The following is a 14623-nucleotide window of genomic DNA, read 5'->3' as shown; positions in this document are numbered from 1 at the left end:
CTTTTTTTATTGAAGGATACTCAGTCAATTTGCCGCTGGACTCAATTTAAACGTTGGTGTCTGGCTTTGTTCCTTCAAAAGATGCAAAAGATCATCCAAGAAAGAAAAGTCTATTTCTTCTAAATTAAAATAAATCCGAAAAGAATACGTATGTTTAAATAAGCTTTGGCGATGGATTTGATGAATAATCAATTCGTCATTGCGTTCATTTTGAAATTGTAGAACACGCTTTTGTTCTTCGGTATAATGAGGGCGCGCCCCTTTTTTGAAGGGACTGAATAAATAGAAACTTGTTTGTTGGTTGATGGAAAGGATTTGCTGCACGGCCAATAATTCGTTATGGAGCTGTTGTTTTTCTTTGTCTGATAAATGAGCTAAAAAAAGTTCAGCACGATTCTTTAGCGACCACATATAGTACTCCTCCTTGAATGTAGCTACAATACGACCTAAATATAGCATGAAAAAAGGATATTGTAAACGCTTTATAAATCATTCGCTGCTTCTAAAGAGGAATCTGCTTTCAACCAACTGGTTAAAAAGCGAACATTCGTGTTTATTAATATGTAAATGTACAGATAATCGTTGACCCGCTTTTTCTGCGTTGTTAGAATAATAAGCAAATAAAGATGTGTGTCATCGCTATGTGAAAAATATTACTTAACTGAGGTGGATTATGGAATCAGAAGTGCTTCTTTATGAAGGAAAAGCCAAAAAATTGTTTAAAACCAACGAAGAGGATGTATTGAGAGTCGTTTATTTGGATCAAGCTACTGCATTGAATGGTCAAAAGAAAGATGCCGTTGTAGGAAAGGGTGCCTTGAACAATCAGATCACTGCGCATCTTTTTCAGCGGCTAGCCGACAAAAACGTCCCAAGTCACTTTCTTCAATTAGTGTCTAAACACGAACAATTAATTCGAGCTGTCACCATGATTCCTTTAGAAGTCGTTGTTCGCAACACGGCTGCTGGTAGTTTTTCAAAGCGCTTGGGCATCGAAGAAGGAACCAAACTGCCAAAGCCGATCGTAGAGTTTTACTACAAAGAAGATCGCTTGGATGATCCGTTTATCAATGATGATCATGTGTTTTATCTAGGGCTTGCCTCAGAAGAGGAGCTGGACCAGATCAAAACATTGGCGCTGCAAGTCAACGCTGCGTTACTGGAAATCTTTGCGAACATCAACATTCGCTTGATCGATTTTAAAATCGAGATCGGCAAAACCAAAAAGGGCGAGTTGCTTCTGGCTGATGAGATTTCACCAGATACTTGTCGTTTATGGGATATGGGGACAAATGAGCATCTTGATAAAGATGTTTATCGACGTGATTTAGGGGACATCGTTCCTGTTTATGAAGAAGTCTTAAATCGTTTAGAAAAGGAGAATTCAGCATGTATTTAGTCAAAGTTTATGTAACCTATAAGGAATCTGTTTTAGACCCTCAAGGGGAAGCTGTGAAAGGAGCGGTTCATCGCTTGGGGTATCAAGATGTCAGTGATATTCGGATCGGGAAATACTTTGAAATCAAAGTGACACCTTCAAACAATCAAACACAAGCAGCTGTAGCAGAAGAAATCGAAGCGATCTGCGACAAGCTTTTGGCAAACGTCAATATGGAAACCTACCGTTATGAAATGGTTCAAATGGAGGAAGCGGCCCTATGAAATTTGCAGTGATCGTTTTTCCTGGATCAAATTGTGATGTTGATTTGATGTGGGCAATCAAAGATATCATGGGGGCAGAAGCAGAATATGTGCGCCATGATGCAGACAGTTTAGCCGGTTTTGACGGTGTTTTGCTTCCAGGAGGATTTTCTTATGGTGATTACTTAAGATGTGGAGCGATCGCCCGTTTTTCAACGATCATGTCAGAGGTCATTCGTCTGGCAAATGAAGGCAAACCTGTCTTTGGTACCTGCAATGGGTTTCAAATTTTAACGGAAGCGGGCTTGTTACCAGGGGTTTTACAAAGAAATGAATCACTCCATTTTATTTGCAAACCGGTCCGTCTGCAAGTGAATAATCAAACAGCTTTTACTTCTGAATATGAAACGGATCAAGTCATTACGCTTCCTGTCGCTCATGGTGAGGGCAATTATTATTGTGATGAAACGACTTATCAGGAATTGGTTGCCAACAATCAAATCGTTTTCCGTTATGAAGATAACGTCAACGGTAGCCTACACAACATCGCTGGTATCTGTAATAAAGCTGGCAATGTTCTAGGCATGATGCCTCATCCAGAACGAGCGATGGAAAGCTTATTAGGCTCAGAAGATGGCAAGAAGTTTTTTGCTTCATTATTGAAAAATTTTGGGAAGGTGCCGGTAAATGGATAAAATGATCGTAAAAGAACCTACACCACAAGAAATCAAAGACACGAAATTATACGAGCAATGGGGATTGACCCAAGAAGAGTATCGGATGATCTCAGAAGATATTTTGGGACGTTTACCGAACTATACCGAAACTGGACTCTTTTCAGTGATGTGGAGTGAACATTGTTCTTACAAAAATTCCAAACCTGTTTTGCGGAAATTCCCGACAGAAGGGCCGCAAGTACTGCAAGGACCTGGCGAAGGTGCGGGTATCGTGGATATCGGCGATGATCTAGCCGTCGTTTTTAAAGCGGAAAGCCATAATCATCCTTCTGCGGTGGAACCTTATGAAGGAGCAGCAACTGGTGTTGGTGGGATCATCCGCGACATCTTCAGTATGGGTGCAAGACCGATTGCTGTTTTAGACTCCTTACGATTTGGTGAGTTAGATAATCCAAGAACGAAATATCTTTTGGAAGAAGTCGTTGCTGGGATCAGTGGCTATGGCAACTGTATTGGGATTCCGACCGTCGGTGGTGAAGTGGCATTTGATCCTTGTTATGAAGGCAATCCATTAGTCAATGCGATGTGTGTAGGGATCATTGCTCACAAGGATATTCAAAAAGGGCAGGCCAAAGGTGTTGGAAATACTATCATGTATGTCGGCGCAAAAACAGGACGCGACGGGATACATGGGGCGACTTTTGCATCGGAAGAATTTGTCGAAGGTGAAGAACAACAACGTTCCGCCGTACAAGTCGGTGATCCTTTTATGGAAAAACTTTTGTTGGAAGCTTGTTTGGAATTGATCGTGGATCATTCGGACATTTTAGTCGGAATTCAAGATATGGGTGCTGCTGGATTGGTTTCTTCTAGTGCCGAGATGGCATCAAAAGCCGGATCAGGGTTGCGCTTAACGTTAGATGATGTTCCACAACGAGAAACCAATATGACGCCTTATGAAATGATGTTGTCAGAATCTCAAGAGCGGATGCTGATCTGTGTCAAAAAAGGACATGAAACTGAAGTGGAAGCACTCTTTAAGAAATACGATCTAGAAGCCGTCGTGATCGGTGAAGTAACAGATGATGGCAACTATCGTTTGTTCCATCACGGACAGGAAGTCGCTAATTTGCCAGTAGATGCTTTAGCTGAAGATGCGCCGACTTACTACAAAGAAATGGCAGAACCGAAACGGATCAAAGTGTTTAAGGAAACACCAGACTTTGTTCCAGTGATTCATTCAGCAACGTCTGTATTTGCCGATCTACTGCAGCAGCCGACGATCGCTTCAAAACGCTCGATTTTTGAAACCTACGATTCGCAAGTTCGTACCAATACCGTGGTAGGACCCGGCAGTGATGCCGCTGTTTTACGAATCAAGGGAACCAATAAAGCCTTGGCGATGACGACTGACTGTAATGCTCGTTACCTGTACTTAGATCCAGAAGTCGGCGGACAGATCGCAGTTGCAGAAGCTGCTCGAAATATCGTCGCTTCCGGTGGGCGTCCATTGGCGATCACTGACTGCCTTAACTTCGGCTCGCCAGATAAACCAGAAGGATTCTGGGAGTTATCCACGGCTGCTGACGGGATCTCAGAAGCTTGTCGTGTGCTAGAGACACCAGTCATTTCTGGGAACGTCTCCTTATACAACGAAACGGACGGACAATCGGTCTATCCAACGCCGGTAATTGGGATGGTCGGATTGATCGAAGAGCTGGCGCATATCACGACGCAGCATTTCCAAGCAGCGGGGGATCTGATCTATGTCCTAGGGGAAACCCATGCTGACTTCAATGGGTCTGAATTGCAAAAACTGCAGACAGGAAAGATCGCTGGGCGTTTAATGTCCTTTGACCTTGAAACAGAAAAAATGAACCAACAATTGGTTACCGCAGCGATCCAAGCAGGTCTTGTTCAAAGTGCCCACGATTGTGCCGAAGGTGGTTTAGCGATCGCTTTAGCCGAATCCGCTTTTGACAAGGGCTTTGGTCTAAATGTGACCGTGTCATTGCCAGCAGCACAATTGTTTTCAGAAACCCAATCCCGATTTGTGCTTTCAGTCGCACCTGATAAGCAAGCAGCTTTTGAAGCGCTGGTAGGCGCTGCTGCAACAGCGATCGGGGAAGTGACTGCTGATGGCCAGATTCGCATGCAAGCACAAGATGATACGATCGAGATGCCCCTTACTGAGGCGAAATTGAAATGGGAGGAAGCCATTCCATGTTTAATGAAGTAAAGAGCCTCAACGAGGAATGTGGGGTTTTTGGTGTTTGGGGTCATCCAGATGCCGCTCGTGTCACCTACTTCGGACTACACAGTTTGCAACATCGCGGCCAAGAAGGTGCAGGGATCGTCACGAATGATGCGGGGAAACTCAATGGCCACCGTGATTTAGGGTTGCTAGCGGAAGTCTTTTCGGATGAACGTGTCCTCCAGCGTCTGACAGGAGATGCTGCCATTGGTCACGTTCGTTACGCAACTGCTGGTAATGGTAGCGTTGATAATATTCAACCATTTTTATTCAAATTTTTTGATCAGCAGATTGGCTTAGCTCATAACGGCAACTTGACGAATGCGAAAAGTCTACGGAAATCCTTAGAAAAGGCTGGTGCGATTTTCCACTCGAATTCCGATACAGAGATTCTCATGCACTTGATCCGTCGAAGCGAAGAACCGCTTTTTATGGATCGGGTCAAGGAGGCATTAAATCAAGTTAAAGGTGGATTTGCGTACCTTTTACTGACCGAAAATGCCATGATCGCAGCACTAGACCCCAATGGCTTTCGGCCATTGTCAATCGGGAAAATGGTCAATGGTGCTTATGTGGTGGCTTCAGAAACCTGTGCGTTGGAAGTCATCGGTGCGGAATTTATTCGTGATGTCCGACCAGGCGAAGTCGTGATCATTGATGATGCAGGCATTCAAATTGAACAGTATACCCAAGAAGTACAACCCGCGATATGTTCGATGGAGTTTATCTATTTTGCCCGTCCTGATTCCAACATCGCTGGCGTCAACGTCCATCGTGCCCGTAAAAATATGGGCCGTCGCTTAGCACAAGAGGCGCCGATCGAAGCGGATATGGTCATTGGTGTACCGAATTCATCCTTATCTGCTGCCAGCGGGTATGCAGAAGCTTCAGGTATTCCCTATGAATTAGGCTTAGTAAAAAATCAATACATCGCACGAACGTTTATTCAACCGACGCAGGAGTTAAGGGAACAAGGTGTACGGATGAAGCTCTCAGCTGTTCGTGGCGTAGTCGAAGGCAAACGAGTGATTCTAGTCGACGATTCGATCGTCCGAGGAACCACCAGCCGCCGTATCGTGCAACTGCTAAAAGAAGCAGGTGCCAAAGAAGTTCATGTACGTATCGGTTCGCCGCCTTTGCGCTATCCGTGTTTTTACGGGATCGACATTCAAACGAGAAAAGAATTGATCGCAGCCAAATATACGGAAGCTGAGATTTGTGAAAAAATCGAAGCAGATTCTTTGGCCTTTTTAAGTGAAGACGGGTTGATCGAAGCGATCGGTTTAGATTTTGACGCACCTTACTCAGGATTGTGTATGGCCTATTTCAATGGCGATTATCCAACCCCTTTGTATGATTATGAAGAAAACTATCTCGCGTCTTTAGCTGAATAAATTGTAGGCAAAAATGGTTTTTCAAACGAAGCAGTGAAGGACCGCTGGTTTACTTGCGTTAACGACGAATGAGCTGAATGAAGAAAAGCGGATGAATGATTGAGGAGGAACGAACGTGGCAAATGCATATGCAAAAGCCGGTGTCGATGTCGAAGCCGGTTATGAAGTAGTCGAACGGATCAAAAAGCATGTGAAACGAACAGAACGTCTAGGCGTGATGGGGGCAATCGGGGGTTTTGGTGGCTGTTTTGACTTATCATCGTACCAATTGAAAGAACCAGTACTCGTTTCTGGGACAGATGGTGTAGGAACTAAGCTTTTATTGGCGATCCAGCAAGAACAGCATACAACGATCGGCATTGATTGCGTCGCAATGTGCGTGAATGATATCGTCGCTCAAGGGGCAGAACCTATCTACTTCCTTGACTATGTTGCAGTCGGTAAAAACGATCCTGCAAAGATCGAACAAATCATTGCTGGTGTCGCAGAGGGCTGTGTGCAAGCGGGTGCTGCCCTGATTGGTGGGGAAACCGCTGAAATGCCGGGAATGTACCAACCAGAAGAATATGATCTTGCTGGCTTTGCCGTAGGAATCGTCGAAAAAAGTCGCTTGATCACTGGAGAAACCATCAAAGAAGGCGATGAGCTGATTGGTTTGCCTTCATCAGGCATTCACTCGAATGGGTACTCTTTAGTCAGAAAAGTCTTTTTTGAACAGCATGGCTATACAGGAGCAGAAACATTTGCAGAACTTGGCAACCAAACACTTGCAGAAAGTTTATTGACGCCAACGAGAATTTACGTGGATGCATTGAAGCCTTTATTGACAGAAGGATTGCTAGCTGGAATTTCTCATATCACTGGTGGCGGATTTGTTGAAAATATCCCGCGGATGCTGCCTGAAGGTCTGGCGGCAGAAATCTCCTTAGACACTTGGCCGCAGTTGCCGATATTTGATCTGATCGCTGCTCATGGCGCGATTCCTCACCAAGAAATGTTCGAGATTTTCAACATGGGGATCGGTATGGTCTTAGCCGTTGCGCCAGAAAATGTTGCGGCAGTAATGGCGCTTCTATCCGCCAATGAAGAACCAGCATATCGGATCGGTAAAGTGACGAAACGTGACAACGAAGCTGTCTGCTTTAAAGAGGCAGTCCGATGAGGATCGCCGTCTTTGCTTCTGGAACGGGCAGCAATTTTAGAGCGATCGCCGATGCGATCCAGGCTAATGAAATCAAAGGGGCGCAGATCGGATTGGTCTTTTCCGATAAACCTGCAGCGCCAGTGATAGAAAAAGCCCGCGCAAGAGACTATGAAACGCTTGTCTTGGAGCCAGCGGCTTTTGCGTCAAAAGCAGCCTTTGAAAGGAAATTGATCGAAGAATTGCAGTATCATGCCATCGATTTTATTGTTTTAGCTGGGTATATGCGGATCATCGGGAACACCCTATTATCCGCTTATGAAGGCAGAGTCATCAATATCCATCCCTCGTTGTTGCCGAGCTTCCCAGGCAAATCTGGGATTGCCGATGCCTTCGCTTATGGCGTGAAAGTGACGGGGGTTACGGTTCATTATGTCGATGCTGGCATTGATACAGGGCCAATCATTGCCCAAGAAATCGTTCGGATTGACACCGACGATACGTTAACAAGTGTGACAGAGAAAATTCATCAAGTGGAACACCAAATCTATCCAGCTGTTTTAGCTGAAATTGTGGAAAAGGGGCTATCAAATCGTGAATAAACGTGCATTAATCAGTGTGTCTGACAAAGAAGGACTGGTACCATTTGTCCAAGAATTGACCAATTTAGGATTTGAGATCATTTCAACTGGCGGGACCAAAACCGTCTTGGAGGAAGCAGGGCTTCAACCGATCGGCATCGAAGCGATCACAGAATTTCCTGAAATGATGGACGGTAGGGTAAAAACGCTACATCCGCGGGTGCATGGTGGTCTGTTAGGGCGACGTGATCTGCCTTCTCATATGGAGGCAATGGCTGAGCACGGTATTTTACCGATCGACCTCGTTGTCGTCAATCTTTATCCATTTAAAGAAACGATCAGCAAGCCTGATGTCACAGAAGCCGACGCAATCGAAAATATCGACATCGGCGGACCAAGCATGCTGCGTTCTGCGGCGAAAAACCATGCCTCAGTAACTGTTGTCGTTGATCCCAAGGATTACGACTGGGTTTTAACTGAGCTGAAGGAAGGCAATACGACGTTGGCATCAAGAAAGAAATTAGCTGCCAAAGTCTTCCGTCATACCGCAGCCTACGATGCCTTGATTGGTGAATACTTGACCAAAGCGGTGGCCGAAACAGAAACGGAGAACTTGACGAAAACCTATGTTTTGAAACAAACATTGCGTTATGGTGAAAATAGTCATCAGAAAGCTTCCTTCTATCAAGACGCATTACCCGTGCCCTATTCGATTGCCAGCGCAAAACAAATCCACGGCAAAGAATTGTCTTACAACAACATTAAAGATGCTGACGCTGCCTTACGGATCGCAGAAGAATTTACAGAGCCAACTGCAGTAGCCCTAAAGCACATGAATCCATGTGGAATCGGAAGTGGAGAAACGATTGCTGAAGCTTTCCAAGAAGCTTACGAAGCAGACCCAGTGTCGATTTTTGGCGGGATTATCGTCTTAAATCGTCCAGTTGATGTGGCAACTGCGCAGCAGCTGCAGCGGATTTTTCTTGAGATCATTATTGCACCTGCATTTGAAGAAGGAGCACTTGAAATCCTAACGAAGAAAAAAAATCTGCGCTTGCTGGTTGTTGATTTCGAAAAAGCAGCCAAACAGCCAGAAGTTGTCTCTGTCCTTGGGGGCTTATTGGTGCAAGAACCAGACGATCAAATGGAGTCACCAGCAGATTGGACCGTGGTGACCAAAAGACAGCCGACACCAGAAGAAATCGCAGCCTTGGCATTTGCTTGGAAAGCGGTGAAACACGTGAAGTCCAATGCGATCGTTTTAGCCAATCAACAGCAAACCGTCGGGATCGGTGCTGGTCAGATGAACCGCGTTGGTTCAGTGAAAATCGCTGTGGAACAAGCCCGTGAAAACAATAAATTGGCTGGTTCAGTGCTGGCAAGCGATGCCTTTTTCCCGATGGATGACAGTGTCGAATATGCAGCACAACAAGGAATCAAAGCGATTATTCAACCTGGTGGTAGTATCAAAGATCAAGAATCGATCGACATGGCAGATAAGTACGGTGTGGCGATGGTCTTTACTGGTGTTCGTCATTTTAAACACTAAGAAATAGGAGAAGACGATGAAAATACTTGTTATTGGTAGTGGTGGCAGAGAACATGCCGTCGCAAAAAAGTTTCTGCAAGACCCTCAAGTTGAAACAGTCTTTTGTGCAAAGGGCAATCCTGGAATGCGAAAAGACGGGATCGTGACAGTCGCAATTGAAGAGTCCGATCATGAAGGTTTGATTGCTTTTGCTCAAGAGCAGGAGGTTGATTGGACCTTCGTTGGTCCAGAAGTTCCATTACTAAATGGCATCGTAGATGATTTTCAGGCGGCGGGCTTGGAAATTTTTGGTCCCAATCGACAAGCAGCGATGATCGAAGGATCAAAAGAGTTTGCCAAAGAATTGATGCGTGCCAATCACATTCCAACAGCTGACTATCAAAGCTTTACAGATAGTGCGCAAGCAAAAGCATATATCCAACTTAAAGGTGCACCGATCGTTATCAAAGCTGATGGCTTAGCGGCAGGCAAAGGCGTAGTTGTTGCTGAAACCGTTGATGAGGCGAATGCAGCTGTCGAAGCGATGCTGGAGCAAAATGCTTTTGGTGAAAGTGGTGCAAAAGTGGTGATCGAAGAGTTTTTGGCTGGCGAAGAGTTTTCGCTCTTGGCGTTTGTTAAGGACGAAGCCGTCTATCCAATGGTCATTGCGCAAGACCATAAACGTGCGTTTGATGGCGATTTAGGGCCGAATACAGGAGGTATGGGGGCGTACACACCAGTACCGCAGATTCCGCAAGAAATGGTCGATCAAGCGGTCAAAGAAGTTTTACTTCCTGCAGCAAAAGGGATGATTCGTAATCAGACACCATTTACTGGTATTCTTTATGCAGGTCTGATTGCTACTAATGACGGACCGAAAGTCATTGAATTTAATGCTCGTTTTGGTGATCCAGAAACGCAAGTCGTGTTAAGTCGTTTAGATAGTAGCCTGGCACAGATCATTGATGATCTCTTGCAGGATCGAGAGCCCGCGATCCGCTGGAATCAAGCGGCTTCGATCGGTGTCGTGATTGCATCGCAAGGATATCCTGGCAAGTATCAGCAAGGAATGCCTGTTCCATCTCCTCAAGGAGAAGGAACACAATTCTTTTATGCAGGAGTGGAGGAGACTGCTGATCAAGGCGATTTGACGGCAGCTGGTGGTCGTGTTTTTCTTGTGGAAGCTTCAGCCGAGGATTTAGCTACTGCCCAAAAGAACGTCTATGAAGCAATCAATAAATTGCCTTTGTCGGGTTTGTTTTATCGAAATGACATTGGTGACAAAGCCTTACACTATAGCAACTCATCAAAGGCGATGAAGTAAAGAACGTTTCAATGCGTAATGCAAATTGAAAGTAAAGGATGACTGCCAGTAGAACCAATCGGTTGTGCTGGTGGTTTTCATTTTATAGGAGGTTTTTTTGACGTTGGTGTAGCGTTTTCATCTTGTTGTGCTAAAATAAGAATGTAGTTTAAATAAGGAGGAACTTTACGTGAAAAAAATTAAATTCGGTCCCACTGATTTAGAAGTATCTAGCGTGATTTTAGGTTTGATGCGAATCAACAATGCCAAAGACCCAGTGAAAGTATTGACGACAGCGATTGAAAATGACATTACCTTTTTTGACCATGCCGATATCTATGGGCGCGGGGAGTGTGAAACGATTTTTGCGGAAGCGTTAGCAAAAACGGATGCCAAAAGAGAAGAGTTGTTCATTCAATCAAAATGTGGCATCGTTCCAGGTGAAATGTTTGATTTTTCGAAAGAGCATATCATTTCTTCCGTGGAAGGTAGTTTACAGCGTTTGAAAACCGATCATTTGGATGCGCTACTATTGCATCGCCCTGACACTTTGTTTGAACCAGAAGAAGTGGCAGCTGCCTTTGATCAATTAGAAAAAGACGGCAAAGTGAAATACTTCGGTGTCAGCAATCAAAAACCTGGTCAAATCGAATTGTTGAACAAATATGTTTCCCAACCTTTAGTAGCGAATCAGCTGCAATTCGGGATCATGCATACGGGAATGATCGATCAAGGAATTCATGTCAACATGACGGATGCTGGTAGTGTCGATCATGATGGAGAAATTCTTGAATATTCTCGCTTGCATGAGATGACGATCCAAGCTTGGTCTCCGTATCAATATGGTTTCTTCGAAGGTGTCTTTATCGGTAACGAGAAATTCCCAGAGTTGAACGAAAAATTGACCGAACTAGCGGACAAGTATCAAACGACACCAACAGGTATTGCTTCTGCGTGGATCTTACGTCACCCTGCAAACATGCAAGTGATTGCTGGAACGATGACCCCACATCGGATCGAAGAAATCGCGCAAGCATCTTCGATCGTATTGACCCGCCATGAATGGTATGAGGTGTATAAAGCAGCAGGAAACATCTTGCCGTAATTTATTAGTAAATCCCGTTTTTTTCAGTACTTATAAGGATGAATGTTCGCAAAAGACGAACATTCATCCTTTTTTTTCAAAAAGTATTTCTAAAAAGCTTGTATTTCACTTCTAGGTGGTTTAAATTGTTGTGGGCGTTAAAAATAGGCTGAGGCCATTTGATGCTTGCTTCACTCTTAGTAAGATTTGGAGGATATTTTTATGTTTGACATGAAAGTTTTTGATTACGAAGATATACAACTGATTCCTAACAAGTGTATCGTGAACAGCCGTTCAGAATGTGATACCACGGTGACATTAGGCGGACACTCTTTTAAGATGCCTGTCGTTCCTGCAAATATGCAAACGATTATTGATGATTCGATCGCAGAATTTTTAGCTGAAAATGGCTATTTTTATATTATGCACCGCTTTGATGAAGAAGCACGGATTCCATTTATCAAAAAAATGAAGAGCCGTGGCTTGATTGCTTCTATCAGCGTAGGTGTCAAAGAAAATGAATATGCCTTTGTGGAAGAACTAGCTGACAAAGAGCTTGTTCCTGATTTTATTACGATCGATATTGCTCATGGCCACTCAAACGCCGTGATCAATATGATCCAACATATCAAGAAGCATTTGCCAGCAACGTTTGTGATCGCTGGAAATGTTGGAACGCCAGAAGCAGTTCGTGAATTGGAAAACGCTGGTGCAGATGCAACGAAAGTCGGCATTGGACCTGGGAAAGTGTGTATCACAAAAATCAAAACTGGTTTCGGAACTGGCGGCTGGCAGTTAGCAGCACTACGCTGGTGTGCCAAAGCTGCTCGCAAACCAATCATTGCAGATGGCGGCATTCGGACACACGGCGATATCGCTAAATCTGTCCGTTTCGGTGCAACAATGGTCATGATCGGTTCATTGTTTGCAGGTCATGAAGAATCACCTGGTGAAACGAAAGTAGAAAACGGTGTTGTGATGAAAGAATACTTTGGTTCTGCATCGGAATTTCAAAAAGGCGAAAAGAAAAACGTGGAAGGAAAGAAAATTTGGATTCAATACAAAGGTTCTTTGAAAGACACGTTAGTTGAAATGCAGCAAGACTTGCAGTCATCGATCTCTTATGCAGGTGGAAAAGATTTAGAATCGATTCGTAAAGTGGATTACGTAATCGTGAAAAATTCGATTTTTAATGGAGATACGATCTAAACAGGATACTAAAGAAGCGACCTTCTATTGGTCGTTTCTTTTTTTGTAAGAAGAACCATTTTGTTTTTCTGTTTTCTTCGTTATAATAGAAGCAATGAAGAGTAGAGGAGCGGGTGACCAAATGACAATCAAAGTGATGTCAGTGTTCGGTACCAGACCGGAAGCCATCAAAATGGCGCCACTAGTAAAGGAATTGGAAAACGACCCGCGTTTTGAATCGATCGTTGTGGTGACGGCGCAGCATCGAGAAATGTTGGATCAAGTATTAACGGTTTTTGAGATCGCACCAGACTATGATCTGGATATTATGACTTTAGGGCAAACCTTGACAGGGATCACCACCAAAGTTTTACTGGATCTAGAACCGATCCTGCAAAAAGAAACTCCTGATATCGTGCTGGTTCATGGGGATACGACCACCGCTTATGCAGCCGCGACGGCCGCCTTTTATCAGCAAATTCCTGTGGGGCATGTGGAAGCCGGTTTGCGCACATGGAACAAAAAATCTCCTTATCCAGAGGAAGCCAATCGTCAGTTGATCGATGTCTTAGCTGATTTTTACTTTGCGCCAACTTCCCAAAGCAAAAAAAATCTGCTGGCTGAAAACCGCAATGAGGCTGCGATTTATGTAACAGGTAATACCGCCATTGATGCGATGCGTTATACGATCTCGGAGGAATACCAGCATCCAGAACTTTCCGCAGCAGATCAAACCATGATCCTACTAACAATGCATCGTCGAGAAAACTTAGGTGCTCCGATGCAGCAGGTCTTTCGTGCTTTAGCACAGATCGCAAAGGAGAAGCCAACGATCAAATTGGTTTTCCCTATGCACAAGAATCCCCAAGTCCGAGGGATTGCTCAGGAGATTCTTGGGGAACTAGCAAATGTTACGTTGATTGAGCCTTTAGATGTCATTGATTTTCATAACGTTGCGAATCAAAGTACCTTGATTTTGACGGATTCCGGTGGTGTCCAAGAAGAAGCACCGTCATTAGGCGTTCCTGTTTTGGTCTTGCGAGATACAACAGAGCGCCCCGAAGGCATTGCTGCAGGTACGTTAAAACTGATCGGTACGTCTGAAGCTGCGGTTTATCAAGAAACAAAGCGACTGCTAGAAGATCCAGAAGCTTACAATGCCATGGCACATGCAGAAAATCCATACGGCGATGGGAAAGCAAGCCAGCGAATCCTGCAAATTTTAGCCGATCATTTTTCGTGAGAGCTAGAGTGAATAATAATTCTCCCAGTATAGGGGAACATAGAGAAAGAGGCAGCTGTTTGTTACATGGCTGTCTTTTTATATACATGAAACCTGCGGGAACGCCGTTTCCATTTTTTCGTTGATTGTGACAAACGAAGAAGCTTGATTAAGTGTGAGTTTCGCTTTGAAAGGGTTTCTGTTCATCTGCTCGTATATAAAGGTTTATCAAGTATAAAATCACATCGGTTCTTTAATGTTGTTATTTTATTGTAAGACCTTTCATTTGAAAACCTATGGAAAACTTTGAAAAAAGGGTACTTTTTTCCTTAGATGCTGTTGACATTGGTTAGGATAGCAGTTATTATGTGGGTAGTTGGAAGAAAGACTTCCGACGAACTGACATTTTATACAAATAATTGTTAGGTGAGGCTCCTATATGGACACAAGCTGCTGCCGCAAAAGCATCGAGAGATGCTTAGTTGGTAGGACAGGTCTAATCGTGAAGGTTAAACCCAAAGCAGCTGATAGCAAATTTGCTATCTACGCCCTATAGTGCTAAAGCTCTACAATGATCATGAGTTTTTTACGCATGCTTATTGGGAGCGTG

Annotated in this window: 13 protein-coding genes and 1 riboswitch; of the genes, 12 read left to right on the top strand and 1 reads right to left on the bottom strand. The window is 44.1% G+C overall.

Features of this window, described 5'->3' with window-relative positions; genetic code table 11:
• Positions 1-24 precede the first annotated feature (24 nt).
• Complete coding sequence (locus IGI77_RS10260) at positions 25-459, bottom strand: hypothetical protein (RefSeq protein WP_438769970.1); 435 nt, start codon at positions 457-459, stop codon at positions 25-27.
• Positions 460-673: 214 nt separating this feature from the next.
• Between IGI77_RS10260 and purC the strand changes: the two genes are divergently transcribed.
• The 12 genes from purC (at position 674) to wecB (ending at position 14034) form a co-directional block, all read left to right on the top strand.
• Positions 674-1399, top strand: a complete 726-nt coding sequence (gene purC, locus IGI77_RS10255) for a phosphoribosylaminoimidazolesuccinocarboxamide synthase (protein ID WP_081116641.1) — start codon at positions 674-676, stop codon at positions 1397-1399.
• Complete coding sequence (gene purS / locus IGI77_RS10250; RefSeq protein ID WP_010749587.1) at positions 1390-1662, top strand: phosphoribosylformylglycinamidine synthase subunit PurS; 273 nt, start codon at positions 1390-1392, stop codon at positions 1660-1662. The genes purC and purS overlap by 10 nt, the downstream gene beginning before the upstream one ends.
• Positions 1659-2336, top strand: coding sequence for a phosphoribosylformylglycinamidine synthase subunit PurQ (purQ, locus tag IGI77_RS10245; protein WP_010749588.1), 678 nt, complete (start codon positions 1659-1661; stop codon positions 2334-2336). Before purS ends, purQ begins: the two co-directional genes overlap by 4 nt.
• Entirely contained in the window at positions 2329-4557 is a 2229-nt protein-coding gene (gene purL, locus IGI77_RS10240) for a phosphoribosylformylglycinamidine synthase subunit PurL (RefSeq protein WP_197081988.1), read from the top strand. Before purQ ends, purL begins: the two co-directional genes overlap by 8 nt.
• A complete protein-coding gene (gene purF / locus IGI77_RS10235) occupies positions 4542-5966 on the top strand; it encodes an amidophosphoribosyltransferase (RefSeq protein WP_010749590.1) in 1425 nt (474 codons plus the stop codon). Before purL ends, purF begins: the two co-directional genes overlap by 16 nt.
• 115 nt (positions 5967-6081) lie before the next feature.
• Positions 6082-7128 (top strand): phosphoribosylformylglycinamidine cyclo-ligase, encoded by a 1047-nt coding sequence (purM, locus tag IGI77_RS10230; RefSeq protein ID WP_015509886.1) that lies wholly within the window; start codon positions 6082-6084, stop codon positions 7126-7128.
• Positions 7125-7709, top strand: a complete 585-nt coding sequence (gene purN / locus IGI77_RS10225; RefSeq protein ID WP_438769969.1) for a phosphoribosylglycinamide formyltransferase — start codon at positions 7125-7127, stop codon at positions 7707-7709. The genes purM and purN overlap by 4 nt, the downstream gene beginning before the upstream one ends.
• Positions 7702-9237, top strand: coding sequence for a bifunctional phosphoribosylaminoimidazolecarboxamide formyltransferase/IMP cyclohydrolase (gene purH / locus IGI77_RS10220; RefSeq protein ID WP_015509884.1), 1536 nt, complete (start codon positions 7702-7704; stop codon positions 9235-9237). Before purN ends, purH begins: the two co-directional genes overlap by 8 nt.
• 16 nt (positions 9238-9253) lie before the next feature.
• On the top strand, positions 9254-10540 hold the full coding sequence (gene purD / locus IGI77_RS10215) for a phosphoribosylamine--glycine ligase (protein WP_159161004.1): 1287 nt from the start codon (positions 9254-9256) through the stop codon (positions 10538-10540).
• 169 nt (positions 10541-10709) lie between these two features.
• Positions 10710-11624: an aldo/keto reductase gene (locus tag IGI77_RS10210; protein WP_438769968.1), complete on the top strand. Its 915-nt coding sequence runs from the start codon at positions 10710-10712 to the stop codon at positions 11622-11624.
• A gap of 210 nt (positions 11625-11834) precedes the next feature.
• Positions 11835-12812 carry a GMP reductase gene (guaC, locus tag IGI77_RS10205; RefSeq protein WP_005230038.1) on the top strand — a complete coding sequence of 326 codons (978 nt, stop codon included), beginning with the start codon at positions 11835-11837 and terminating at the stop codon, positions 12810-12812.
• 121 nt (positions 12813-12933) lie between these two features.
• Entirely contained in the window at positions 12934-14034 is a 1101-nt protein-coding gene (gene wecB, locus IGI77_RS10200) for a non-hydrolyzing UDP-N-acetylglucosamine 2-epimerase (protein WP_395997870.1), read from the top strand.
• A 390-nt stretch (positions 14035-14424) separates the two neighbouring features.
• A riboswitch (M-box (ykoK) riboswitch) is annotated at positions 14425-14596 on the top strand.
• Positions 14597-14623: the final 27 nt, after the last annotated feature.

The sequence above is a fragment of the Enterococcus sp. DIV0213h genome (assembly GCF_051711285.1).
Classification (GTDB): domain Bacteria; phylum Bacillota; class Bacilli; order Lactobacillales; family Enterococcaceae; genus Enterococcus_D; species Enterococcus_D casseliflavus.
This window is presented reverse-complemented; position numbering and strand designations above follow the sequence as displayed.